Annotated in this window: 26 protein-coding genes and 2 riboswitches; of the genes, 20 read left to right on the plus strand and 6 right to left on the minus strand. The window is 37.9% G+C overall.

Features of this window, described 5'->3' with window-relative positions; translation table 11 throughout:
- Positions 1-759: 759 nt before the first annotated feature.
- Positions 760-1,317 carry an NADPH-dependent FMN reductase gene (locus ACFOUV_RS05935; RefSeq protein ID WP_379495870.1) on the plus strand — a complete coding sequence of 186 codons (558 nt, stop codon included), beginning with the start codon at positions 760-762 and terminating at the stop codon, positions 1,315-1,317.
- Positions 1,318-1,472: 155 nt separating this feature from the next.
- Positions 1,473-2,099, plus strand: coding sequence for an NADPH-dependent FMN reductase (locus ACFOUV_RS05940; RefSeq protein WP_379495871.1), 627 nt, complete (start codon positions 1,473-1,475; stop codon positions 2,097-2,099).
- 92 nt (positions 2,100-2,191) lie between these two features.
- Here the strand turns inward: ACFOUV_RS05940 and ACFOUV_RS05945 are convergent, their stop codons facing one another.
- Positions 2,192-2,371, minus strand: a complete 180-nt coding sequence (locus ACFOUV_RS05945) for a small acid-soluble spore protein H (protein ID WP_379495872.1) — start codon at positions 2,369-2,371, stop codon at positions 2,192-2,194.
- 27 nt (positions 2,372-2,398) lie between these two features.
- A complete protein-coding gene (locus tag ACFOUV_RS05950; protein WP_379495873.1) occupies positions 2,399-2,518 on the minus strand; it encodes a DUF4023 domain-containing protein in 120 nt (39 codons plus the stop codon).
- 186 nt (positions 2,519-2,704) lie between these two features.
- On the opposite strand from ACFOUV_RS05950, the gene ACFOUV_RS05955 reads away from it, so the two are divergent.
- Positions 2,705-3,955 carry a YeeE/YedE family protein gene (locus ACFOUV_RS05955; protein ID WP_379495874.1) on the plus strand — a complete coding sequence of 417 codons (1,251 nt, stop codon included), beginning with the start codon at positions 2,705-2,707 and terminating at the stop codon, positions 3,953-3,955.
- A 96-nt stretch (positions 3,956-4,051) separates the two neighbouring features.
- Here ACFOUV_RS05955 and ACFOUV_RS05960 read toward each other — a convergent pair whose 3' ends face one another.
- On the minus strand, positions 4,052-4,585 hold the full coding sequence (locus tag ACFOUV_RS05960; RefSeq protein ID WP_379495875.1) for a VUT family protein: 534 nt from the start codon (positions 4,583-4,585) through the stop codon (positions 4,052-4,054).
- 117 nt (positions 4,586-4,702) lie between these two features.
- A riboswitch (PreQ1 riboswitch) is annotated at positions 4,703-4,748 on the minus strand.
- Positions 4,749-4,948: 200 nt separating this feature from the next.
- Here ACFOUV_RS05960 and ACFOUV_RS05965 point away from each other — a divergent pair.
- The 7 genes from ACFOUV_RS05965 to ACFOUV_RS05995 all read left to right on the plus strand — a co-directional run bounded on the left by ACFOUV_RS05965 (position 4,949) and on the right by ACFOUV_RS05995 (position 11,599).
- Positions 4,949-5,371, plus strand: a complete 423-nt coding sequence (locus tag ACFOUV_RS05965) for a pyridoxamine 5'-phosphate oxidase family protein (RefSeq protein ID WP_379495876.1) — start codon at positions 4,949-4,951, stop codon at positions 5,369-5,371.
- 243 nt (positions 5,372-5,614) lie between these two features.
- The gene (locus tag ACFOUV_RS05970; RefSeq protein WP_379495877.1) at positions 5,615-6,733 is read left to right on the plus strand and encodes an ABC transporter ATP-binding protein; all 1,119 of its coding nucleotides are present in this window, start codon (positions 5,615-5,617) and stop codon (positions 6,731-6,733) included.
- Positions 6,730-7,674 (plus strand): carbohydrate ABC transporter permease, encoded by a 945-nt coding sequence (locus tag ACFOUV_RS05975; protein WP_379495878.1) that lies wholly within the window; start codon positions 6,730-6,732, stop codon positions 7,672-7,674. The genes ACFOUV_RS05970 and ACFOUV_RS05975 overlap by 4 nt, the downstream gene beginning before the upstream one ends.
- A gap of 2 nt (positions 7,675-7,676) precedes the next feature.
- Positions 7,677-8,486: a carbohydrate ABC transporter permease gene (locus ACFOUV_RS05980; protein ID WP_379496004.1), complete on the plus strand. Its 810-nt coding sequence runs from the start codon at positions 7,677-7,679 to the stop codon at positions 8,484-8,486.
- Positions 8,487-8,559: 73 nt separating this feature from the next.
- On the plus strand, positions 8,560-9,927 hold the full coding sequence (locus ACFOUV_RS05985; RefSeq protein WP_379495879.1) for an ABC transporter substrate-binding protein: 1,368 nt from the start codon (positions 8,560-8,562) through the stop codon (positions 9,925-9,927).
- Between the two features lie 87 nt (positions 9,928-10,014).
- Positions 10,015-10,773, plus strand: coding sequence for a glycerophosphodiester phosphodiesterase (locus ACFOUV_RS05990; protein ID WP_379495880.1), 759 nt, complete (start codon positions 10,015-10,017; stop codon positions 10,771-10,773).
- Positions 10,766-11,599, plus strand: a complete 834-nt coding sequence (locus ACFOUV_RS05995; protein WP_379495881.1) for a glycerophosphodiester phosphodiesterase — start codon at positions 10,766-10,768, stop codon at positions 11,597-11,599. The genes ACFOUV_RS05990 and ACFOUV_RS05995 overlap by 8 nt, the downstream gene beginning before the upstream one ends.
- Before the next feature lie 54 nt (positions 11,600-11,653).
- On the opposite strand, the gene ACFOUV_RS06000 is transcribed toward ACFOUV_RS05995, so the two are convergent.
- Complete coding sequence (locus tag ACFOUV_RS06000; RefSeq protein ID WP_379495882.1) at positions 11,654-12,448, minus strand: N-acetylmuramoyl-L-alanine amidase; 795 nt, start codon at positions 12,446-12,448, stop codon at positions 11,654-11,656.
- Positions 12,449-12,687: 239 nt separating this feature from the next.
- Between ACFOUV_RS06000 and ACFOUV_RS06005 the strand changes: the two genes are divergently transcribed.
- From ACFOUV_RS06005 to ACFOUV_RS06020, 4 genes are all read left to right on the plus strand, one after another.
- Entirely contained in the window at positions 12,688-13,032 is a 345-nt protein-coding gene (locus ACFOUV_RS06005; RefSeq protein WP_379495883.1) for an ArsR/SmtB family transcription factor, read from the plus strand.
- A 14-nt stretch (positions 13,033-13,046) separates the two neighbouring features.
- Positions 13,047-14,336 (plus strand): arsenic transporter, encoded by a 1,290-nt coding sequence (locus tag ACFOUV_RS06010; RefSeq protein WP_379495884.1) that lies wholly within the window; start codon positions 13,047-13,049, stop codon positions 14,334-14,336.
- A gap of 13 nt (positions 14,337-14,349) precedes the next feature.
- Positions 14,350-14,769 (plus strand): arsenate reductase (thioredoxin), encoded by a 420-nt coding sequence (arsC, locus tag ACFOUV_RS06015; protein ID WP_379495885.1) that lies wholly within the window; start codon positions 14,350-14,352, stop codon positions 14,767-14,769.
- Between the two features lie 78 nt (positions 14,770-14,847).
- On the plus strand, positions 14,848-14,994 hold the full coding sequence (locus ACFOUV_RS06020; protein WP_379495886.1) for a hypothetical protein: 147 nt from the start codon (positions 14,848-14,850) through the stop codon (positions 14,992-14,994).
- Positions 14,995-15,066: 72 nt separating this feature from the next.
- Here ACFOUV_RS06020 and ACFOUV_RS06025 read toward each other — a convergent pair whose 3' ends face one another.
- Entirely contained in the window at positions 15,067-15,876 is an 810-nt protein-coding gene (locus ACFOUV_RS06025) for a MetQ/NlpA family ABC transporter substrate-binding protein (protein WP_379496005.1), read from the minus strand.
- Between the two features lie 17 nt (positions 15,877-15,893).
- Positions 15,894-17,003, minus strand: coding sequence for an iron-containing alcohol dehydrogenase family protein (locus tag ACFOUV_RS06030; RefSeq protein ID WP_379495887.1), 1,110 nt, complete (start codon positions 17,001-17,003; stop codon positions 15,894-15,896).
- Between the two features lie 82 nt (positions 17,004-17,085).
- A riboswitch (SAM riboswitch) is annotated at positions 17,086-17,203 on the minus strand.
- A gap of 619 nt (positions 17,204-17,822) precedes the next feature.
- On the opposite strand from ACFOUV_RS06030, the gene ACFOUV_RS06035 reads away from it, so the two are divergent.
- The 6 genes from ACFOUV_RS06035 (at position 17,823) to pstC (ending at position 23,472) form a co-directional block, all read left to right on the plus strand.
- Positions 17,823-18,275 carry a GtrA family protein gene (locus ACFOUV_RS06035; RefSeq protein WP_379495888.1) on the plus strand — a complete coding sequence of 151 codons (453 nt, stop codon included), beginning with the start codon at positions 17,823-17,825 and terminating at the stop codon, positions 18,273-18,275.
- Positions 18,276-18,363: 88 nt separating this feature from the next.
- Positions 18,364-19,251 carry a MerR family transcriptional regulator gene (locus ACFOUV_RS06040; protein ID WP_379495889.1) on the plus strand — a complete coding sequence of 296 codons (888 nt, stop codon included), beginning with the start codon at positions 18,364-18,366 and terminating at the stop codon, positions 19,249-19,251.
- A gap of 153 nt (positions 19,252-19,404) precedes the next feature.
- Positions 19,405-20,472, plus strand: a complete 1,068-nt coding sequence (locus ACFOUV_RS06045; protein WP_379495890.1) for an ABC transporter permease — start codon at positions 19,405-19,407, stop codon at positions 20,470-20,472.
- 3 nt (positions 20,473-20,475) lie between these two features.
- Complete coding sequence (locus ACFOUV_RS06050) at positions 20,476-21,171, plus strand: ABC transporter ATP-binding protein (protein ID WP_379495891.1); 696 nt, start codon at positions 20,476-20,478, stop codon at positions 21,169-21,171.
- A gap of 191 nt (positions 21,172-21,362) precedes the next feature.
- On the plus strand, positions 21,363-22,376 hold the full coding sequence (locus tag ACFOUV_RS06055) for a PstS family phosphate ABC transporter substrate-binding protein (protein ID WP_379495892.1): 1,014 nt from the start codon (positions 21,363-21,365) through the stop codon (positions 22,374-22,376).
- Between the two features lie 139 nt (positions 22,377-22,515).
- A complete protein-coding gene (gene pstC, locus ACFOUV_RS06060) occupies positions 22,516-23,472 on the plus strand; it encodes a phosphate ABC transporter permease subunit PstC (protein ID WP_379495893.1) in 957 nt (318 codons plus the stop codon).

Consider the following 23,472-nt stretch of genomic DNA (forward strand, 5'->3'; position numbering starts at 1 on the left):
TCCATCTTACCGAGGGGCTCTATTTTTTTCAAACCTTAAATTTAGCGTTCTACAGGAATGCTACGAACTAACTTATATCTTTATTGAATCCTAACCACAAAGCGACGTAATTTCTGGGTAGTATTCTAAGATGTATGCTATTGCTGCCGTCCGGGATTACTCTTGGCGGATGCTTTCCGCGGGCACGGCCTCAGCCTCCTCGAGAAACCCACTCTGCGGGGTCTTCGGACACGTGCTTTTCCCGCAGGAGTCACCGCCCAGAGCAATCCCGGACTGGTGAAGCTTGGTGATGAGATTTTTATAACAATCACTAATGCAGTTAATCGTTTGTAAACTTCTAACCAGCTCTGGGAAATATACGAAGACTCCTGCGGGAGGAAAGGCATAGGTGAGACTCTGAAATGCGTTAGCATGAAGAGGCTCACCAGCCGCCCGCGGAAAGCGAAGTATATTTCCCAGAAGCGGTCGCCGAAGTTTCTACATACTGATAGAAGTCAACTGCGCAGTTTATACATTTTGTGGCAGAAACAACAATCTTTTAGAAAATAGCCTAATTAAGAAACAGGATCTTCTGCCTTCAGTAAAGTAGAAGTTCATTTTTTTAATTTTTAGAGACATTAAACTTGTTAGTTACTATTTATAACTATATAATAAAAAGGAATTAATTATATTGCAATAACCTAAAAAGGGTGTTATAGTATTATTAATTAAAGTATGTTTAATTAAAAATAAAGTTAAATGATTGGGAGGAAATATAATATGTTAAAAATTGGTATTGTTTTAGGTAGTGTTCGTCAAGGACGTAATGGGGAAGCGGTAGCTAAATGGACGTATGATTTTGCTACAAAACGTAATGATGATGTGGAATATGAAATCGTGGACTTGGTTGATTACAAATTGCCATTCCTTGGTGCGGCAATTCCTGAAGACAAGCAAGCAGAAGCAGAAACAACAATTAAAGCATGGTCTGATAAAATAGCTTCATTCGATGGTTATATCTTTATAGCACCAGAATACAATCATGCAGTAGGTGGAGCATTCAAAAATGCACTTGACTTCTTGAACCCAGAATTAAATAATAAAGCAGCTGGATTCGTTGGATATGGTAGCTTAGGTGGAACCCGTGCACATGAAAACCTTCGTCTAATCTTAGGAGAACTACAAGTTGCAGACGTACGTACTGCAGTAACATTCTCGTTAATGACCGACTTCGAAAACATGAGTGAATTCAAACCTGCTGACTACCATGCAGACAATGCTAACCAAATGCTTGATCAAGTAATCGCGTGGAGCGGTGCTTTAAAAACAGTTCGATAAGCTTTTCCTGTACGGTAGGAAAATAAAAATAACCCTATAATTAATTGGGGTATAAAAGGGCAGTTTTCCCTGCGTATCGATTGCGCTTAACCACTCTAAGTGTGGGGTGACTGTCCTTAAATTATTAAACAACAAGAAGAATAGGTGGTGCTCAAATGGGTTTCTTAGAGAAATTATTTGGTAAATCAACGAAAAAAAACGATGAACCAGTAGTAAAAAAAGATAAATTAAAAATAGCTATCATTCAAGGTAGTGTTCGTCAAGGTCGTAACGGGGAAGCTGTTGCAAATTGGGTCTATGATTTCGCAACAAAACGTAATGATGATGTGGACTATGAAGTAGTTGATCTTGCAAAATTCGACCTGCCATTGCTAGGTGAAGAATTAACGGAAGCGAACCAAGTTGGTTCCGAAACTGCAATAAAAGCATGGTCTGAAAAAATCGCTTCCTTCGATGGCTATATTTTTGTAGCTCCGGAATACAACCATGCAATAGGTGGAGCATTGAAAAATGCGCTTGACTTCCTAAATCCGGAAGTTAATAATAAAGCCGCCGCATTTGTCGGTTACGGTAGCTTAGGTGGAACTCGTGCACATGAAAACCTCCGTCTAATCCTAGGGGAACTTCAAGTTGCTGATGTACGTACTGCAGTAACATTTTCTCTAATTTCAGACTTTGAAAACATGAGCGAATTCAAGCCTGCTGACTACCATGCAGATAATGCTAACCTAATGTTGGATCAGCTTATTTCCTGGACGACTGCATTTAAACCATTAAGATAAATAAAGAAAAGAAAGGATGTCCCGTCGACATCCTTTTTTTGATGAAAAAATGGGTATTTAAGAACCCCCCTAATTAAAGAGGGTTTCGTTTGCTATTCTTCCGTGAGTTTTTCTATTTGTACATCGAACTCCTTTTGAGGGTTATCCAGTGGATAGATACGTGCAAGTTGATTTTGATCATCCACATGCTGGATATAAATTTTTTCCCCGTTATACGTTACATTTACTAAATCGGGTGATTGAACAATTTCTTCAGCTCGTTGGATATTCATATGTGATCCTCCTTGGTTTAATATATCTTAATGTCGCTTGTTAGGTAATTTTTTCGCTGGGTCATTATGTCCCTGGCGCTTTTTATTCGCTATGTCCTTTTTCTTTGTATCATTAAACTTTTTTACGAACTCATTTGTATTATCCATTCTTGCACCACCTCCTCAAATAATCGAATACGCTTATTCTTACCATTGAAAGTTGAAAAATGCATAGCCCTGTTTCGTAAAAAGGACGCTTAGTAATTTGGTGTATAAAAAATCCAAGTTTACTTTTTAGGCATATTGAGGTAATATTAATTCCTACTAACTTTATTGGTTAAGGAGGGCATTTTAATGGAACAATCTATTGTCACAGAGAAAAGATTTAATTTTATACCGACAACCGTTATTACTGAGCTCAGTCCAATGCAAAAACCAATCATGTCATTGGGAATTATAGCTGCTATTGCATTATTGATAGCTACTGTTGTTACAGCAGGCTGGGTACAGGGTGTTTTATATATCATAGGACTTGCATTAGGTGCAACGTTGCTCCATGCCAGATTTGGGTTTACTTCGGCTTTTCGCAGACTCGCTTCAGTGGGGAATGTACAGGGACTTCAGGCACATATGGTCATGCTTGCAATAGCGACAACATTATTTGCAATTATTTTAAGTACAGGTTTTAGTTTTACAGGACTTACACCTGCTGGGTATGTATCTCCTGTTGGGGTCAGTGTTATTTTCGGATCATTTATTTTTGGTATTGGTATGCAGCTTGGTAATGGATGTGCGTCTGGTACATTATATAATTTCGGTGGTGGATCATCATCCATGATATTAACGCTGATTGCCTTTATTATCGGATCAACAATCGGTGCTTATCATTTCTCATTCTGGATGGGTACACCTTCTTTGCCTCCGATATCATTGGCTGAATCCACTGGACTTGGGTTTTTTGGTGCATGGATTGTTCAGCTAGCTTTATTTGCTTTAATCTATGGGGTTACTGTTAAAATTGCCAAACGGAAAAATCCCCCATCCATGAAACCTCTTCCTACAACAAACGGATGGAAAAAAATATTCAGAGGTGCATGGCCACTATTTGCTGCGGCAATCATTCTTGCAATCCTAAATGCTTTGACTTTGACAGTCAGAGGTCAACCATGGGGGATTACATCTGCTTTTGCTTTGTGGGGAGGAAAGACACTTCAGGCAATTGGTATCGATGTGACTAGTTGGGGTTATTTTACAGGAGCGAACGCGGAGGCTTTATCACAAACGGTATTGGCTGATTCCACGAGTGTCATGAATTTCGGTATTATACTTGGAGCATTTATTGCAGCCGCTGCCCAGGGATCTTTCAAACCGAAGAAGTTTAAACCTGGTGTTGCTGGTGCTGCTATTGTTGGTGGTCTTTTGATGGGATATGGCTCCCGTCTTGCATTCGGCTGCAATATTGGCGCATACTTTGGCGGGATTGCCTCCTTTAGCCTTCATGGTTGGGTATGGGGAGTAATGGCATTGCTTGGAACTGGACTTGCTTTGTTTATCAGACCATTATTCGGCATGAAGAATCCGAAGAAATCGGATCAATTTTGTTAATAAAAGACTAGTAATCTATTTCTTCACTTTGCTAAAGTATTAAAAAAAAGCTCCGTTCCTTTATCGAAAAGGAACGGAGCTTTTTTTATCTTAAGGTCAATTAGCGAATTCTGCTTTAACAGTCTTCGAGTTTTGAAGAACGAGTACACCAGCAAATTGCATTGTCACTTTGATAAAGATTTGTCCTAAAATTGCCATCCATACTGCTTCCCAAGGTACAAACCCGGCCCCTAGAGGTGATAAACCAATAATTACGAAAATAGTCGAATCCAGTACACCACCAACTGTTCCGCTATAAAGTACACGGATATGCATCGGCTTTTTTATCCTGGAATAAATTTCTGTATCCACGGTTTCTGAAACGAGGAAACTAATCGCACTGGCAAAAACAATCCATAATGTATCCCCTAACAGATAACTTGAAATTGCAGATAAAAGCAGTGCCATACCAATCAACAAGTACGTTTTTTTCTTGCCGTATTTGTTTTGTACCATATCCCGTAAGATAAATGTTAACCCAATCAGAAATGACCCCCAAGGGATAATAAATACTCCTAATTCTAATGGGGCAAACTTTGCGGTAACAATATTTGCAATAATAATAACAATAAGGTAAAAAAATATTCGCATGGATAGCGCTCCTTTGTACAGTATTAATCAGGAACACCTACTGTCGAACGAGAGAATCATAGTAAAAATTCAATAAAATACAAAAATAAAAACCATATCCTAAAGAAAGATATAGTTACTTCTTTAGTTTTTTATAGAGGGTTTATTCTAGAACCTCTCCCACAAAGCAGGTATTAAATTGATGTTTTTATTATAGCATAAAAATGGTCGACTGGAGGCTTATTTTCTCCCTTCACAGTTGTTATCGGTCATAATGGCAGACCAGTTCATCGTGATCTAGGGTGCATCTCAATTAATACCTTGTTTAATTTTCAAATAGAAAAGGAATAATAACTATATATGAATATAAAGGAGGGTGTTATTTTGAGTCAGGAAGAAATTAAATCAACCGTTGAGAAAATTTTTAAAGAAAGTCCGGTTGGAACGATGGCGACCGTGAAAGGAAATAAGCCTCATTCGCGATATATGATGTTTTTCCATCGGGATTTAAAACTGTACACAGCTACGAATAAAGATACGGATAAAACAGATGAAATTGAAGAAAATCCATTTACACATATCCTCATCGGATACGAAGGTGGAGGATTTGGCGATCAATACGTGGAATATCAAGGCAAAGTATCCTTTAATAACTCCGAAGAACTGAAAAAGGAACTATGGAATGATGATATGAAGCTTTACTTTGAAGGACCGGATGATCCCGAGTATTTGATTTTGGAAATAGAGCCACTTCAAGTCCGTTTAATGAATAAAAAAGGTGAGCCGCCTAAACAATTGGATATTTAACAGCTCACTTAACGTAAGTAACGATTAATATGACAGGAATTTCAGGGGGTCAGTCCTTTGATGTTCCTGTTTTTTTATGGATGGATTTAGTATGCCAATTATAGTCCTTTATACCGACAGAGTATGAAGATAATGTTAATGTTATTAATCTTCATTGAACAACACGTAAGGTTTAAGTAAATTACCTAATTTTAGTGAAAAAGTATGCTTAACTGAAAATGCGAATGTTAAGGAGGCAACAAAATGAGTCAAGTTGAATTAATCGATATTTCCAAGTCATACGACAAACAAAAAAGTGTATTAGATGAAATCAATTTATCCATTGAAGAGGGTGAATTTTTTGTTCTTGTTGGCCCCTCTGGTTCTGGTAAAAGTACATTACTTCGAATGATTGCAGGTCTGGAAGAAATTACAGGGGGCACATTAAAAGTAGATAAAAAAACCGTTAACCACCTCCCTCCAAAAGATAGAAACTTATCCATGGTCTTTCAAAATTATGCATTATATCCGCATTTATCCGTCGAACAAAATATCCTTTTTGGATTAAATGCAAAAAAAGTAGATAAGAAAGAACAGCGAAGAAGATTAACGGAAACTGCTAAAATGATGGGATTGGATAAACTGTTAAAACGAAAACCAAAAGAACTATCAGGTGGGCAAAGACAACGGGTAGCGCTCGCTAGATCTGTTGTTAGTGAAGCACCACTGTGTTTGATGGATGAGCCACTTTCTAATCTGGATGCTAAATTACGCGCCCATATGCGAGTGGAAATTCGCAGGTTGCAGAAGAGATTGGGTCTGACCATGGTCTATGTAACGCATGATCAAGTGGAAGCGATGACGATGGGTGATCGAATAATGGTATTGAATGACGGTAAGATTCAGCAAGTCGGTAAACCGATTTCGCTCTATAATGAGCCAGCAAATTTGTTTGTTGCATCATTCATTGGTTCGCCAAAGATGAATTTAGGCAAAGTTGTTTATTCATCAGATACAAGAAAGTTAATTATTGAGGATACGCTTCTGTTAGATGTCGATTCAAGCTTCTTAAATATGATTTCATTAAATAAAAACTTGACGATTGGTATTCGTGCAGAGCATATTCTTCCGGCAACAGATAAGGATCCGACACATCATCTCGAAGTTGTGAACGTGGAACATTTAGGAAATGAAACGTCTATTGCATTCGATATTGGTTCAGAAATGTGGACAGCAAAATGGCCCGGTCAATGGGCAATTAACGTAGGTGATTTCGTGCCCATACATATAACGATAAACAATTTAAGTTTCTTTAATACAGATACAGGAGAACTGATCAGGTCTGCAAATATAAGTAAGAAACAAGAGGTCGTTGCAATATGAGTATAAGCAATGCAGTAGTTCAACCAACTGAGTTGAATCAACTTGATTTTGACCAAATCAAAAAGAAGCAGCGAACAAAGGGCTTTTTAAAAGGAATCCTGTTTTTGTTTCCTTCCATTGTTTTATTTAGTATATTTTTGTTCTACCCGCTTCTGCGTACAATTTATTTAAGTTTCTTTCTTACCGATGCAAAGGGTGTAACGACTGTCTTTGTAGGCTTTGATAATTTTATCAATATGTTTAACTCGCCAATTTTCTTACAAAGTATTCAATCAACCTTTTTATTTGTCTTATATACGGTGCCTGTAACTATCCTTATAAGCTTATTTCTAGCCGTTATTGCCAATGAGAAATTAAAGGGAATTGGGTTCTTTCGGACAATCTACTCGTCAACCATGGGGATTTCTGTTGCAGCAGCATCCGTATTCTGGTTGTATCTGTTCCATCCAACCATCGGGATGCTAAATGTTATTTTACGTTCGCTTGGGTTTGAAAATATCGGATGGCTTACAGATCCAACATGGGCACTGATAGCTGTTTCGTTGACAACGATCTGGATGAATATCGGTTTTACATTTTTAATTCTCCTTGGTGGGTTGCAGTCCATTGATTCTTACCTCTATGAAAGTGCAGATATCGATGGAGCGGGCTATTTCTACAAACTTAGACGTATTACGATACCCATGCTGTCACCGACATTGTTCTTTGTCGTTACGGTCACCATTATTAATGCCTTCCAGACATTTGGTCAAATAGATATTCTGACGCAGGGTGGGCCACAAAATACGACAAACTTAATTGTTTATTCCATATATCGGGAAGCTTTTGTCAATTATCAGTTTGGTTCGGCAAGTGCCCAAGCGGTAGTATTGTTTATCATTATCCTACTAATGACTTTCTTGCAGTTTAAATTTGGTGAAAGGAAGGTTCATTACCAATGACAATGCCAATGAGCAGGAAAATAATTTTATATGTTTTACTGGCTATTTCGGGAATGATTGTATTTGCACCGACCCTTATGGCATTCATGATGAGTTTTATGTCAAACAAGGATATTATGACCGGGAGCCTTCCAACATCACTGTCTTTTGATAATTATGCAAAAGCATTTGGTCAGTTCCCATTACTGAAATATCTATTTAATAGTTTCTTCATTTCGGTTTTAATTATGCTTGGACAATTGTTGTTATCGAGCCTCGCAGCATATGCCTTTGTGTTTCTGGAGTTTAAAGGAAGAGACCTTTTATTTTACTTATTCATTGCTACGATGATGGTTCCATTTGAGGCATCCATTATCCCGAACTTCCATATTATCCGTGACTTGGGTTGGATTGATACGTATCAGGGGCTGTCTGTACCATTCTTTGCAATGGCATTCGGAACGTTTTTGCTGAGACAAAACTTTAAGCAAATTCCTAAAGAGCTAAGAGAAGCAAGTCAGATTGCTGGTATGGGCGATTTTAAATTTTATTTAACGGTCGTACTACCAGTTGCTAAAACAAGTCTAATCACACTCGGTGTCTATGGATTCCTAACATCATGGAATATGTATCTATGGCCACTGCTTTCCACAACGAATGACAGTGTTCGTACCGTACAAATCGGATTGAAGCAATTACAGACACAGGAACAGTTGAATGACTGGGGTGTGATCATGGCTGGGGCAATTATTGTTGTTATTCCAACCCTGATCCTATTATTCCTTGGTCAGAAAAGGCTGCAAAGAGGGCTAGCAGAGGGTGCATTAAAATAAGAGGATTTGTGTAATCTCCCGCCTGGTCGGGATTAAATAACTAGATTCATAAATTAAAAGGAGTGTTAAAAGTATGAAGAAATTACTCGCATTACTGATGTTAGGTCTTGTACTATTTATTGCAGCATGTAGTTCAGAAGGTGAAGCATCAGAGGATGAATCAAGCGCAAGTGACAATGAAACGTCAGAAGAAAGTGAAGTGAGTGATGAGTCGCAAACTGTAACATTCTGGCATTCGATGGGTGGAGCTGGACAGGAAGCATTGGACGCAATTGTGGATTCGTATAATCAGTCACAGGATGCTGTTCAGGTGAATGCCGAATACCAGGGTACATATGATGAAGCATTAACAAAGTTTAATGCTGTTGCAGGCACGGATAGTGCACCAACAATGATTCAAACGTTTGAAATTGGAACGATGTCCATGATCAATAGTGGCAATATCGTGCCAATTCAAGAATTTGTTGATACAGACAGTTATGACATGAGTGGATTGGAAGAGAATATTGTAAACTACTATTCATTGGATGATACATTTTATTCCATGCCATTTAACTCTTCTACACCTGTCATGTACTACAATAAAGAGGCATTTGAAGCAGCAGGTCTGGATCCAGAAGCGCCACCTGAAACGTTTGAAGAAGTAGAAGAGGCTAGCACTGCAATTGTAGATTCCAATCCAGATATGAAAGGTTTTGCATTGCAGGCATATGGTTGGTTATATGAACAATTACTGGCAAACCAAGGTGCATTATTATTGAACAATAACAATGGACGTACAGATACTTCTACTGAAATTGGCTGGACAGAAGAAGAGGGGAAATCAATCTTTACATGGGTAGAAAATATGGTGAATGATGGAACTTTTGCTAACTATGGTACAAATGGCGATAACATGGTGGCTGGTTTCCTTGCTGGTGATGTATCCATGTTCTTGCAATCATCTGCAAGCTCAAGAGACGTCATCGATAATGCACCATTTGAAGTTGGCATTGCATTCTTACCACATCCTGAAGAAAAGGAACGTCAAGGTGTTGTCATCGGTGGTGCAAGTCTTTGGATGATCGATGGAAAACCAGAAGCTGAACAGCAAGCAGCATGGGATTTCATGAAATATTTACAAACGCCAGAAATTCAAGCAGAGTGGCATGTGGGAACTGGATACTTTGCAATCAACCCAGCGGCATATGAAGAGCAGACAGTAAAAGACGCATATGAGGAAATGCCACAATTACAAGTGACCGTTGATCAATTACAAGCAACAAAGCCATCTTACGCAACACAAGGGGGATTAATGGATATGATTCCTGAAGGGCGTAAGATTATGGAAACAGCACTTGAAACAGTATACAATGGCGGAGATGTAGACGAGGCATATAATACTGCTGTTGACCAATTCAATGCTGCAATTGAACAGGCAAACGCAGCCAGAGGAGAATAATAATAAGAATAGTTAAGAGGGAAGAGGGAATAATGCAGCCAGTGCTGTTTTATTCTCTTTTCTATAATAATAAGGGGAGTGATTTCGATGACGGAAACAAAGGTATATGGTCATCGCGGTAGTATGGGGAATTATCCGGAAAACACGTTGCTAGGGTTTCATGAAGCTATCAGGCAAGGTGTGGATGGTCTTGAACTGGATGTACATATGACAAAAGATGGTGAAATTGTCGTCATTCATGATGAAACATTGGACCGAACTACAGACGGAACTGGATTTATTAAAGATCTTACATTAAATGAAATCAAGCAATATAGTGCAGGTAGTAAGTATGAATATTTTACGAAATTCGATGCTTCATGGTCGGCGGAGAAGGTACCTACATTAAAGGAAGTACTTGAGTTACTAAAGCCGTATGATATCGAGCTTAATATTGAGTTGAAAACCTATGTATTTAATTATGAAGGAATAGAGGAGAAGATTAACTCACTAGTAGAAGCATACGGAAATGAGCGCAGAATAGTCTATTCTTCTTTCCATCTGCCTAGCATATTGCGTATAAAGAAGTTAGAACCTGCTGCTGAGATTGCATGGCTTCTGAATCAACCAATCCCATTACTATCGGACTATCTAAAAGGCCTTCAACTTAATGCCCTGCATTTAGATAAGCAAGTCGTATTGGCCAATGTCCATCAGTGGAAAGATTTATATGAAAAGGTACGTGTTTGGACGGTCAATGGCGATGATGAAATTAAGCAGTTATTAGATTTGAAAGTCAATACCATAATTACTGACTTCCCGGAAAAAGTTCTGTTCTTCAAAAGTGAGCGAAAGGCATTTGCTTAAAAAAATAGCGATTCCTTCCCTGCTTCTATTAGTTATTGGCTTTATTAGTTGGCTTAATCCCGGAGAAGTTGAAACAGCGCATCCGATGGTTGATACGCCGAAGGTTATTGCCCACCGTGGTGCCAACAATCAGTATAATGAAAGTACGATTCCAGCCTATCAAATTGCTGCTGAATATGGTGTCGATGCACTTGAAATAGATCTTCGGATGACGGACGATGGAGAGCTTATCGCCATGCACGATGAATTGATTGATCGTACGACAACAGGGACAGGGAAAGCTTCTGATTATAAACTAAAAGAAATAAAGGAATTCCAGACAGTGGAAGTTTTTAATAATCAAACTATAGAGGAAGAAATTCCAACATTAAATGAAATCATGGAAGTATTTTCAGATACAGAACATTATTATATTGAAACAAGATTGGTCGATGGGAAGCCTGTCATGGAGGAACCTTTAATTGAAATGTTAAATGGCTATAATCTAATTTCCAAAGAATTAGTCACCATTCAATCTTTTTCACAAATAAGCTTGGCAAAAATTCACGAGTTGGCCCCTGAGATTCCTTTAACATTGCTATTTGGCAAAGGGAAATTCAATCTGAAAGAGGCCACATTAGTTGACTATCCGTTTATTGGCATCGAATCAACAGATGTAACACGGAAAAATGTAAATGAATTACACAAACATGGAAAAGAAGTACATGTATTTTTCACTGACTTGGATAAGCAGAAAGAAGAGCAGGAACGAGTTAAATCTTTGGGTGTAGATGGATATTTTACAGATAATATTGCATTTACGAAAGAGTTACTGGAAGAAGAGTAAAAAGGGGAGCACGTCCTCCCCTTTTTATATGAAATTCCTCCCTTTAACCATTACTTATTGAATTATATATGCATCTACTCCCGTGTTTTTAACTGTCCGCAAATGATTTTCCGTATGTTCTCTGTTTGTAAATGCCCCCGCCTGGACACGGTACCAACGTACTCCTGAAATGTTCACATTGTCGACAAAGGCGTCAATTCCTTTTGAGCCTAAGAAAGATACACGGTCATCAGCATTTTCTTTTGATTTGAAGGAACCTGCGATAACCTTGTACAGATTTCCTGAGCCTGTGTCATTTCCTCTCCGCTTTAGATTAAAGGCTCTTGCCAATCCATTGACATGGCCCTCGGCAACACGTTGTTTCCATGTATTCTGTTTCATCAATGAAGCGTCACCAGGATGATCGATAAACCCATTTTCCGATAGAAAGGATGGCATTGCAGTTTCTCGTAGAACATGGAAATTAGCTTTCTTCTGACCGCGGTTTCGCAACTGATTTACTTTTGTGATTTCCTCATGCAGGATATCCTGGTACATTAAAGTCTGTGAGTTTACGGATAAACTGTTATGAATAAAGTCTTCATATCCATCAGCTGCCCCGTTAAAAGCATTACAATGGATGGATAAGTAATAATCAGCGCCCCATGCATTCGCTTCATCTGTTCGTTGACGCAAAGTTTGATTACTGTCATTTGTTCTACTCATCCGTATACTTACATTTTTGTAGTCACCGGTTAATATATCACGTATTCGAAAAGCGATATCCAATACAACATCTTTTTCTTTTAAGCCATATCCCGAGGCGCCTGGATCCGTTCCACCGTGGCCAGGATCTAAATACAGTTTCATTACTATCTCCCCCTAATAATTAGTGTATGGATGAGTCCTATTTTCAAGTTGGACAATTAGCCTTTTTAAATAAGTTCCACGGTTGTCACCCCCTATTCATAACTACAATCGAATGAATTTTAAATGAGGGGGTGAAAAACGGGAAATTAATGTAAAGTTTATTAATTGATTATTTCCTATTGCATATATAAGCAAATCATTATATACTAATGCTGTAATATAAAGGGTGGTGAACGATCGTGCTACAAACAGCTATAGAAATGGAAAAAGCTGCACTATTATTAAAATTATTAGGGGATAAAACAAGATTAACGATGCTGAAGATCCTTCAAAATCAAGCTTGTTGTGTATGTGAATTTGTTGAGATATTTAAGACGAGTCAACCATCGATAAGTCAGCATCTAAGGAAATTGAGAGATTTAGGACTTGTTTTGGAAGAGCGTAAAGGACAATGGATCTTTTATTCGATTAATAAAAGTAATGAATACTATCCATTTATTGAACAAATTCTAAACCAGCTTCCTAATCAGGAGGATAAAATAAAGGAATTGGAAGAACAGGGAAATCGTATAACCTGTTGTTAATTGGGGGTATTATTTTGTCAGTATTAGCAGTATTAATATTTTTAGCAACATTAATTTTAGTAATTTGGCAACCAAAAGGATTGTCCATCGGCTGGTCTGCGGTTGGGGGAGCAGTACTTGCTCTGATTGTTGGCGTAGTTGACTTTGGTGATGTAGCAGAAGTGACGGGTATTGTATGGAATGCTACGTTGGCATTTGTTGCCATCATTCTGATTTCATTAATCTTAGATGAAATTGGACTTTTTGAGTGGGCTTCTCTACATATGGCGCGCATTGCGCAGGGAAATGGAATCAAGATGTTTGTTTACATTAGCTTATTAGGTGCTGTTGTTGCTGCATTATTTGCAAATGACGGAGCGGCGTTAATACTAACACCTATTGTTCTCGCCATGGTTCGTAATTTAAACTTCAGTGAAAAAATGATTTTCCCATTTATTATGGCAAGTGGATTTATCGCGGATACGACGTCACTACCTTTTGTAGTAAGTAACCTTGTAAATATCGTATCTGCAGACTTCTTTGATATCGGGTTTGTGGAGTATGCATCCCGTATGATCATACCTAACCTGTTTTCATTAGCTGCAACGATTCTAGTGTTATTGCTTTATTTTAGAAAAAGTATTCCTAAAAATTATGACGTATCCAAATTAAAAGACCCGGAAGAAGCAATTAAAGACCATAAAATGTTCCGATTATCATGGTATGTACTTGGGCTACTGGTAATTGGTTACTTTGCCAGTGAGTTTATCCAGGTACCTGTATCGATTGTAGCGGGAGTCATAGCAATATTTTTCATTCTGATGGCAAGAAAAAGCAAGGCAGTGGATACGAAGGCTGTTATTAAAGGTGCACCGTGGAACATTGTATTTTTCTCCATTGGAATGTATGTTGTTGTTTTCGGACTGCGTAATGCCGGATTGACGGATATACTGGCGGGCATTATTCAGACTGCAGCTGAACAAGGTTTATTCGTTGCTACTGTGTCGATGGGATTCATTGCAGCTATCCTTTCATCGGTAATGAATAATATGCCTACTGTGATGATCGATGCGATCGCAATAGCTGAAACAGATACAACCGGAGTTATTCGGGAAGCATTAGTATATGCTAATGTTATCGGCTCCAATTTAGGACCAAAAATAACACCGATTGGTTCACTTGCAACGTTATTATGGCTCCATGTTCTATCGAAAAAGGGAGTTAAAATTTCATGGGGGACATATTTTAAAACAGGAATTATTTTAACGGTACCAATTTTATTTATTACATTAATTGGGCTGTACTTAACATTACTAATTTTTTAATGGAGGTTACAGAATGAGTGAAAAAACAATCTATTTTTTATGTACTGGCAATTCGTGCAGAAGCCAAATGGCAGAAGGTTGGGCAAAAAAGTACCTTGGTGATGAGTGGTCCGTTAGAAGTGCTGGAATTGAAGCACACGGTTTAAACCCTAATGCGGTTAAAGCGATGAATGAAGTCGGGGTGGATATATCGAATCAAAAATCAGAGAAAATCGACACGGAATTTTTAGATCATGCTACCTTGGCTGTTACTCTCTGTGGAGATGCGGCAGACCGTTGTCCAATGACGCCTCCTCAAGTGAAACGAGAACATTGGGGATTTGATGATCCGGCAAAAGCAGAGGGAACGGAAGAAGAAGTTTGGAAAGTTTTCCAACGCGTACGCGATGAAATAGGAGATCGAATTAAACTTTTTGCAGAGACAGGCAAGTAATTCTTTAATGCTCAACATGAATAAAACACCTCACTTCGACAAAACTAGGGATAGTAAGGTAGGAGGAGGCATTCGTAAATGAGCAATAAAGAGAAGAAGCACGACAACCAGTTTAAAGAAAATGAAAACTCCGGTGAGCAACGTAATGGCCGAAAAAGTCAGTATAAAAACCATAACTCTGAGAATGGCGAAGCACCGAATGAGTATATTACAGATAAAAAATGAAAAAAGTGTGGATCATAGTAGATCCGCACTTTTTTCATTTTCATGATTCAATTGGTATTTATGCTTTTATTCTTACCATCCAGGTACGACGGAACCTTCGAAGTTTTCGTCAATAAACTGCTTTACTTCATCACTTTGGTAGAGATCGATAAATTGCTGAACAACTTCATCATCTTTACTTTCTTCGCGGACAGCAATCAAGTTTACAAATTGAGAATCCTGTTCGATAAAGATAGAGTCTTCTCCTGGAACAAGTCCTGCTTCGAGTGCAAAGTTTGAATTAATTGCAGCTGCATCAACTTCCCCAAGTTGTCTAGGTATTTGAGCAGGATCAAGTTCAATAAATTCAAAGTTATTTGGATTCTCTGCAATGTCATTGATGCTAGCATTTACACCTAAGCCTTCTTCAATTGTAATTAAACCAGCTTGTTCGAAAAGTAAGAGTGCACGTCCACCATTCGTCGGGTCATTTGGAAGTCCAATACTTGCACCATCTTCCAATTCTTTAAGGTCTGTTACTTTTTCTGAATACATTCCCATTGGAAAAGTTACTGTATCGGCTACTTTAATTAGTTCTAGACCACGTTCTTCGTTCATATGATCAAAAAATGGTTCTGTCTGGAAGCTATTCATATCAATTTCACCTTCAGATAATGCTACATTCGGCATAACATAGTCACTGAATACAACAGGTTCAATGGTTATTCCATCTTCTGAAGCTAGTTCTGCAACTTTCTCAAGTATCTCTTCATGCGGTCCTGCGGTTACACCAACAGTTAGTTTATCATCCTCTAGCAGGCCCTCTGCTTCATCCGACCCACCACATGCTGCCAATAATCCTATAAGTAAAACAACAAATCCTAAAAATAGTCCCTTTTTCATCATTATCCCTCTTTCTGTTAATATGCTTTTTGATAGGTTAGCTTTTCTACGGTATGGAATGCTGCTAAGACAGTATCTTCTGTAATTTCAATGTCCATGAAATGAATGGATTCCTCTGGCAGTAATACTTTTTTGGTAATTCGTTTTAAAAGTTCTTTGTCTTCAGCATCGATGGTTAAACTTTTCAAATTTACCGGGAATCCCCATTCATCATAATAATTTAGCAATTTTTTCAAATCATTCTCTTTTCCTTCTAAAGCCAGTTGAATGAGAATTCCATAGGAAACGATTTCACCATGAAGGAAACGTTTCACTTCATCTGCCTCGGTTAATCCATTATGAATGGAATGTGCACCAGCTATTCTCCCAGCCTTGCCGCCAAACCCACCAACCATACCACCTGTCAGAATGATGGTTTCGATAACACGGATCAGTTCGTCGTTTACTTGTTCCTCTTTGACGGAATCTAATGCTGCTTTTCCATCCTTTAAAAGAATATCACGACAAATTTTAGCAGTAAATTGGGAGACTTGCAGCCAAATCGGCAGTTCCACACCTTTATAAAAGGAATTTACAAGAGCATCCGCCTCGTAATACTTAGCTAGTGTGTCGCCGATACCTGCTTTTAAATATTTAAGCGGCGCTTTGGCAATAATCGCTGGTTCAACGAGTACGAGTGTATTTGCTACAGGAAATTCTGTATAATGTGAATGCTTCCCATCTTCATGGTAAAAAACACTCAATGGTGTCCATGCGGCACAGGTCGCTGCAATCGTTGGAATTAATATGGATTTCACACCAGCTCGGGCAGCAGAAGCTTTTGCAATATCGAGTGCAGTGCCACCACCGATTCCAATTACTGCTTCTACATGTTCCTGATCATACTTTTCTGCCAGGTCTTTTGTTTTTTGTATGGTGCAATGCCCCTTGATGAAAGTGATATGATTTGGATCGATCGTGTGAAATTCGTCTGGCAGATAAGACTTTGCTGCCTCCCATGATTTTTCGCCTGTAACAATATGTACCTTTCTAACATTCAGTTCAGAAAGAAGACTGTTCAGTTCGTTTAGAACATGTTCCCCAATTCGATAATGACCCGGTGATCCTTTCACCGTAGCAATTGACATGTGTATCACTCCTTTGATGTTAGGGAAACTAAAAAATGCCACTCGGGTAAGAGAGGCATTTGCGTTTTATAATAGCAGTCCCCTCTTATTTACCAAAATACAGATGTATTTTGCAGGAATTAGCACCTTTATCGGGAAAAAATCCCCAGAAAGGTTGCCGGGTTTCATCGGGCCAGTCCCTCCACCACTCTCAATAAGAGTTATGTTATAAAGTTGTTTCTACATCGTAATATTAATCTTTTTAAAAGTCAATCATTTTTTATGAATAAATGATTTTCCAATAAATTAAATTACGGGAATTGCATTTTTGGCTGTTTTATAGTGGAATAAACAAGACGATGATAAAATAAGCAAAAAATTACAAACTCAACTTTCGCAGAGTGAAATGGATAAATAAGCCTTTGTATAATTAGGAGAACTGGAGCTACACTTCTCAAGTTATCTTTGGATGAACAAGTAGCGCTGAACAGTCTGGATACATCTATATGCTTAATTTCTCTATTTTTATCATCGCATGTTACATAAACTCTGAAGTAACTGCTGGTTTTCTATCAGTATGCAGAAACTTCGGCGACCGCTTTGGGAAATATACTTCGCTTTGTGGATAGGATCTAATAAAGATAAAGGTTACTTCGCAGTTTATCTCAACTCTGCGATGATTAAGAGGCTATAAACAGTACGAAAACAGCCTTGTTTTTATCAAAGTTAGAAAGGATTATTAGAGACATTCTAAATTTAACCCGGCCAACTGTTCGAACTTATTTTATTGGTGTGAACAGTTGAATTACAAATTTAAAAAAGAATTGGGTGTAATCATAAATGATACGGAAATCTAACAAGAAAGAGACGACATTTCAAGTCGCGCAATTCAGTGCAATAGGAGTAATGAATGCCCTCATTGATATCGGTACTTTGAACTTGCTGCTGTTCTTTTGGTATACAGATAATAATGAAATTCTTCTATTATTTAATACAATCGCTTATACGTTAGCTGTAACGAATAGTTATCTCTTCAATGCCAATCTGACATTCAGGAAGAAAGCGAGTAAAAACAAGAAAGAATTAATCTTTTTTTGTATACAGGCAATTGTCAGTCTCGGAATCAGTAATCTTGTGTTTATTGGCGGTGTCGCTTTACTAGGATTTTTCTCCATACCGATTTTTGTACAAAATAACATTGCCAAAGGTGCTGCAATGTTTCTTTCTTCAACGGCGAGCTTTTTCTTTATGCGCTATTTTGTTTTCCGTCGTAACGTATCGAAAGCGGATTAACTAATTTTACCCATTCTTGATTTTAATGAATGATTAATGTATATTTTTTGTATAGTTATTATATAGTTATTATAAACGGGGTATTGAAATGTATAACATCAAAGCAGTTTCAAAAATATTGGACATGCCTACAGTTACAATTCGTTCTTGGGAAACACGCTATAATGCAATTACACCGGAACGAACAGCCTCCGGGCATCGTGAGTACACAGAAGAAAATATAACCGATTTAAAATGGGTAAAAGAGCAGGTTCAGGATAATGGAATGAAAGTAAGTCAGGCTGTTAAACAGCTGCATTCCTTAAAAGAGGAGCAAATTCCTGTTTCTTCTCCGTCTGTGTCGGAAGAAGGAAATTATCAAGCGCAGATAGAGGAATTGTATCAAGCGGTTCTCCGTCTCGATTCAGCAAAATGCCATGTTTTACTTGATCTATGTTTTTCTCAATTCCACTACCGGACAGTTTTTCATTCCATTATTGTACCGTTAATGTATAAGGTAGGGAAAGCGTGGGAAGATGGCGAGATTCACGTTGCACAAGAACATATGATAACCAATCTTGTGCTACAGCGCTTTATGAATTTCTTTCGTATATTCGAAACTACATCAACCCTTCCAAAAGTGATGGCGATCTGCCCGCAAGGTGAGCAACACCAAATCGGCCTTCTACTGTTTACTTTATTCTTAAATGAAAAAGGGTATCCAGTGACATATATTGGTGCTGATACACCATTGGAAGGACTTGAAGGGTTAATAAAGGAAAATGATATTGATATTATAGCGATCTCAACATCCCGCAAGAAAAATGAAATGATCATTCAGAAATATATAGATTTCCTTTCTGTGAACATTCCTGAATTAAAGTTTATTGTAGGAGGGTTAGGGGTAGGAGGAGTCAAAATTGGAGATCGCCAATGGAATATAGATAGTTCTTACGACAATTGGTCGCAGATAATGACAGAAGTAAATAGAAAATAGAGAATCTGTAAAGGGTTTTCAACACCTTGCAGAATCTTTTTTATTTAGTAACTTACCGATCACATAGTGAAATTAATAAGAAACGGTTTGTACTTAATTTTATTGGCGAAGGTTAATAAATGAATGAATATCAAACAAAGAGGAAGTGGATAAATGTTTCTTGCTTGGAATGAAATGAAGAATAATAAACTTAGATTCACATTAATTGTTGGAGTATTGATGCTCGTATCCTATCTAGTTTTCTTTCTATCGGGCTTGGCATCAGGTCTTGAAAACTTAAATAGAGAAGCAGTAGATAAGTGGGAAGCTGATGGAATTATATTGACAGAGGAATCAGATATAAGCCTACCACAGTCCAGTATGACAGTGGAAGACTTTGATGGTGGTGGCGCAGATGATTATGCGTTATTAAGTCAATTGAATGCCATCGCAAGTGTTGGTGACACAAAAGCAAATGTATCTATATTTGGAATTAATGATGATGAATTCATTATGCCTACTATAATAGAGGGAGAAGCTTTTCAAAATGAGGGAGAAGTTATTGCGGATGACTCCATGAAAGAAGAAGGATTTGAAATTGGAGATGAGCTAGACCTTTCTTCCTCTGAGGAGACATTGATCATCACCGGATTTACGGATAATGCAAAATTTAATGCTGCCCCAGTGCTGTATACGGATTTGCCTACCGTACAAAAGGTTCGTTATGGTGAAGCAGCTGAAAATAGCGAAAATCAGATTAACGGAATCGTTGTACGGGTCGATAATTTGAAAGAAGTCTCTATTGAAAATGATTTACAGGTCATAGAAACGGAGACATTTATTGAAAATCTTCCAGGTTACTCGGAGCAAAATCTTACATTAACATTTATGATTTATTTTCTATTTGTTATTTCAGCTGTCATTCTAGCGATTTTCTTGTATGTATTGACCATTCAAAAGATTAGTATTTTTGGAGTAATGAAGGCCCAAGGGATATCGAATGGTTACTTGGCAAAATCGGTTATTGCACAAACTTTCCTATTATCATTTTCTGGGATAATGATTGGTTTTATCCTCACATTGATAACAGGATATTTCCTACCTGCAGCTGTTCCGGTTGCATTCAATTTTGTGGATATGCTGATTTACGGATTTGTATTAATTATTGTATCTATTTTAGGTGCATTATTCTCTATACAAACGATTGTGAAAATAGACCCATTAGAAGCAATAGGAGGTTAATACATGGCAGTTCTTGAAATGAAAGAAGCAAATAAAATTTTTGGCTCTGGCCGTACAAAAGTGGAAGCGTTGAAAAAAACGAATTTCATTGCCGAGCAAGGTGAATTGATCGCTGTAATCGGTCCATCAGGTTCTGGTAAAAGTACCTTTCTTACCATTGCGGGGGGATTACAGACCCCAAGCCACGGAGAAGTAAAAGTTAACGGAAATGACTTAACACGTTTAAATGAAAAGAAACGCTCTTCCATTCGACTGAAAGAGATCGGATTTGTTCTTCAGGCATCTAATTTAGTACCTTTTTTAACAGTGAATCAGCAGATGAAGCTGTTGGATAAAGTAAAACAGGATAATTTAAAAGAAAATGAGCTTCAAAACCTCTACCACTCATTAGGAATCAATGACCTATTGAACAATTTCCCGAGTGATTTATCTGGTGGAGAGCGTCAACGTGTAGCCATCGCAAAAGCGTTGTACAGTAATCCAAGTATTATACTTGCGGATGAACCAACAGCATCCTTGGATTCTGATCGCGCCTTTGAAGTAATGGAAATGTTGAAGGAAGTAACCGTTCAAAATAATAAAACAACAATTATCGTTACACATGATACCCGTCTAATAGATTATTGTGATAAAGTTTATAAAATTACGGACGGTGAATTGGAGTTACAGACAAATAAAAGAGAATCATCAACGAATTAACATGAATGGAAAACCGGTCTATGAGCCGGTTTTTTGCGTTATATGGGCACAAATACGAGACTATATTCCTATAACTTTACAAAACATTTACATAAGGCACATACTTCCTTAACATTACCCTACTATACTATCAATTGAGGGCAAAACAACACGCCCAATAATAGAACATAATCAGGGGAGGACAATTTAACATGAAATTCAAAAAGTACCTAATGTTTCTACTCGTTGCAGCTTTAGCAGTAGTGCTTGTAGCTTGTGGTGGGTCAGATGAAGAAAATACGGAGGATACTGGATCTGAAGACGCAGCTTCAGAAGACACAGCATCAGAAGATACAGAAGAAACAGATAGTGAATCATCAGAGTTAGAAGGTAGTGTAGTTATCGATGGTTCTGGTACAGTTTATCCTTTAATGGCTAGACTTGCTGAAGAATATATGACTAACGAACAACCAGGTGTTTCTGTTGAAGTTAGCCGCGCTGGAACAAGTGCTGGTTTTGAAAAATTCCTTATGGAAGATGGAACAGATTTTAACGATGCTTCTCGTCAAATTAAAGAAGAAGAACAAGCGAAAGCAGACGAACTTGGTATAGATGTAATGGAACTTAAAGTTGCATTGGATGGTTTAACAATCGTTACAAGCCCTGAAAATGACTGGGCAACAGAATTAACTGAACAACAGGTTATCGATATTTTCCTTGGTGAATATACAAACTGGTCTGATATTAATCCAGAATGGCCAGAAGAAGAAATCCAAACTTATGGTCCAAACGAAAACCATGGTACGTATGAATTTTTCTATGAAAACATTCTTGAAGAACAAGATCTAGTTGAAGGAATTGATTTACAACAAGAATATTCTACACTTGTAACACTTGTAGCTGAAGATCCAAACGCAATCGGATTCTTTGGATTTGGATACTATGATAGCAACCAGGACAAAATTAATGCAGTAAGTATTGACTTTGGTGACGGTCCTGTTGCACCATCACTAGATACAATTGCTGAAGATGGTGACTATGCTGGTTTCACTCGTCCAGTATTCACTTACTTGAACACGAACAATGCTACAGAAAAAGCCCAAGTACTTGATTATGCATTATATGTAATGAATAGCACAAACGAATTTGCTGGTGAAACTGGATTTGCTCCAATTCCAGATGAAGAAGCACAAGCAGCTGTTGAAGAATTAGAAGCACTAAAATAATAGTAAACTAGTAAAATTTTAAATGAAATCTAATAAGATGAGAGCCGATATCATGTGAGTTCAACAGAATTTTTGAACATCCTTTTAAAGCTCTCATCTTATTATGACTTTTTAGCGCTGGAAGGGGTGCTCTGTTAAAATGGCAACGAACAGCGATTTGAATAATAAAGACGCTGTTAATGTCAGAGAAATGATTGCTGAGAAGAAAAAGAAGAGGAATTTTTCCAACCTAACGGAAAAGATGGTTCCTACCATTTTAATCATCATTGCATCTATTTCTATACTGACAACAGTAGGAATTATCTATACATTATTAGCTGAATCAATTGAGTTTTTCAAAATCGTCCCAATATGGGAATTCTTTACTGGAACTGTACTTAAACCATTGAGTCAGACTCCTGAATTTGGTATTTTGCCATTAGTTGCAGGGACTATCATTTCATCATTAATTGCAATGCTTGTTGCAGGACCCATTGGATTAATGTCCGCAGTATATTTAAGTGAATATGCGTCTGAGAGAGTAAGAAGAACGATTAAACCACTACTAGAAATACTTGCTGGAATACCTACCATTGTATATGGATTTTTTGCTTTTACGTTTTTAACACCGATTATTAGAGAAGTTTTTCCCTCTGTGGGAGCAACAAATATACTAAGCCCTGGTCTTGTAATGGGCATAATGATTATTCCAATGATAGCATCCTTATCTGAGGATGCGATGACATCTGTACCGAATTCTATGCGTGAAGGTGCACTGGCATTGGGAGCAACAAAGCTGGAGACAACTTTCAGAGTTGTAATTCCTGCTGCGCTATCCGGAATTATATCTTCATTTGTGCTTGGAATTTCCCGTGCAATTGGTGAAACAATGATTGTAACCATCGCCAGTGGGAGCTCCAAAAACTTTACTTTTGACATTACTCAATCTATGCAGACAATGACTGCATATATTGTTGAAGTCTCCGGTGGGGATGCGCCTGCCGGATCGACCATATATTATAGCTTATATGCTGTTGCATTAACGCTATTTGTTTTCACATTAATCATGAACTTGCTTGCAAGATACATCTCTCGTAGGTTTAGGGAGGAATATTGA

Origin of the sequence: Oceanobacillus longus (assembly GCF_042650085.1) — a bacterium.
GTDB classification, from domain to species: Bacteria; Bacillota; Bacilli; order Bacillales; family Amphibacillaceae; genus Oceanobacillus; species Oceanobacillus longus.

Excerpts from the sequence above, each read along its gene's own strand:
- ACFOUV_RS05985 (WP_379495879.1), top strand. The coding sequence starts at position 8,560 with ATGAAGAAATTACTCGCATTACTGATGTTAGGTCTTGTACTATTTATT.
- ACFOUV_RS06035 (WP_379495888.1), top strand. The coding sequence starts at position 17,823 with ATGATACGGAAATCTAACAAGAAAGAGACGACATTTCAAGTCGCGCAA.
- ACFOUV_RS05980 (WP_379496004.1), top strand. The coding sequence starts at position 7,677 with ATGCCAATGAGCAGGAAAATAATTTTATATGTTTTACTGGCTATTTCG.
- ACFOUV_RS06020 (WP_379495886.1), top strand. The coding sequence starts at position 14,848 with ATGAGCAATAAAGAGAAGAAGCACGACAACCAGTTTAAAGAAAATGAA.
- ACFOUV_RS05990 (WP_379495880.1), top strand. The coding sequence starts at position 10,015 with ATGACGGAAACAAAGGTATATGGTCATCGCGGTAGTATGGGGAATTAT.
- ACFOUV_RS06000 (WP_379495882.1), bottom strand. The coding sequence starts at position 12,448 with ATGAAACTGTATTTAGATCCTGGCCACGGTGGAACGGATCCAGGCGCC.
- arsC (WP_379495885.1), top strand. The coding sequence starts at position 14,350 with ATGAGTGAAAAAACAATCTATTTTTTATGTACTGGCAATTCGTGCAGA.
- ACFOUV_RS05960 (WP_379495875.1), bottom strand. The coding sequence starts at position 4,585 with ATGCGAATATTTTTTTACCTTATTGTTATTATTATTGCAAATATTGTT.
- ACFOUV_RS06050 (WP_379495891.1), top strand. The coding sequence starts at position 20,476 with ATGGCAGTTCTTGAAATGAAAGAAGCAAATAAAATTTTTGGCTCTGGC.
- ACFOUV_RS05975 (WP_379495878.1), top strand. The coding sequence starts at position 6,730 with ATGAGTATAAGCAATGCAGTAGTTCAACCAACTGAGTTGAATCAACTT.
- ACFOUV_RS05950 (WP_379495873.1), bottom strand. The coding sequence starts at position 2,518 with ATGGATAATACAAATGAGTTCGTAAAAAAGTTTAATGATACAAAGAAA.
- ACFOUV_RS06040 (WP_379495889.1), top strand. The coding sequence starts at position 18,364 with ATGTATAACATCAAAGCAGTTTCAAAAATATTGGACATGCCTACAGTT.
- ACFOUV_RS05955 (WP_379495874.1), top strand. The coding sequence starts at position 2,705 with ATGGAACAATCTATTGTCACAGAGAAAAGATTTAATTTTATACCGACA.
- ACFOUV_RS05945 (WP_379495872.1), bottom strand. The coding sequence starts at position 2,371 with ATGAATATCCAACGAGCTGAAGAAATTGTTCAATCACCCGATTTAGTA.
- ACFOUV_RS06045 (WP_379495890.1), top strand. The coding sequence starts at position 19,405 with ATGTTTCTTGCTTGGAATGAAATGAAGAATAATAAACTTAGATTCACA.
- ACFOUV_RS05935 (WP_379495870.1), top strand. The coding sequence starts at position 760 with ATGTTAAAAATTGGTATTGTTTTAGGTAGTGTTCGTCAAGGACGTAAT.
- pstC (WP_379495893.1), top strand. The coding sequence starts at position 22,516 with ATGGCAACGAACAGCGATTTGAATAATAAAGACGCTGTTAATGTCAGA.
- ACFOUV_RS05970 (WP_379495877.1), top strand. The coding sequence starts at position 5,615 with ATGAGTCAAGTTGAATTAATCGATATTTCCAAGTCATACGACAAACAA.
- ACFOUV_RS06030 (WP_379495887.1), bottom strand. The coding sequence starts at position 17,003 with ATGTCAATTGCTACGGTGAAAGGATCACCGGGTCATTATCGAATTGGG.
- ACFOUV_RS06055 (WP_379495892.1), top strand. The coding sequence starts at position 21,363 with ATGAAATTCAAAAAGTACCTAATGTTTCTACTCGTTGCAGCTTTAGCA.
- ACFOUV_RS06025 (WP_379496005.1), bottom strand. The coding sequence starts at position 15,876 with ATGAAAAAGGGACTATTTTTAGGATTTGTTGTTTTACTTATAGGATTA.
- ACFOUV_RS05940 (WP_379495871.1), top strand. The coding sequence starts at position 1,473 with ATGGGTTTCTTAGAGAAATTATTTGGTAAATCAACGAAAAAAAACGAT.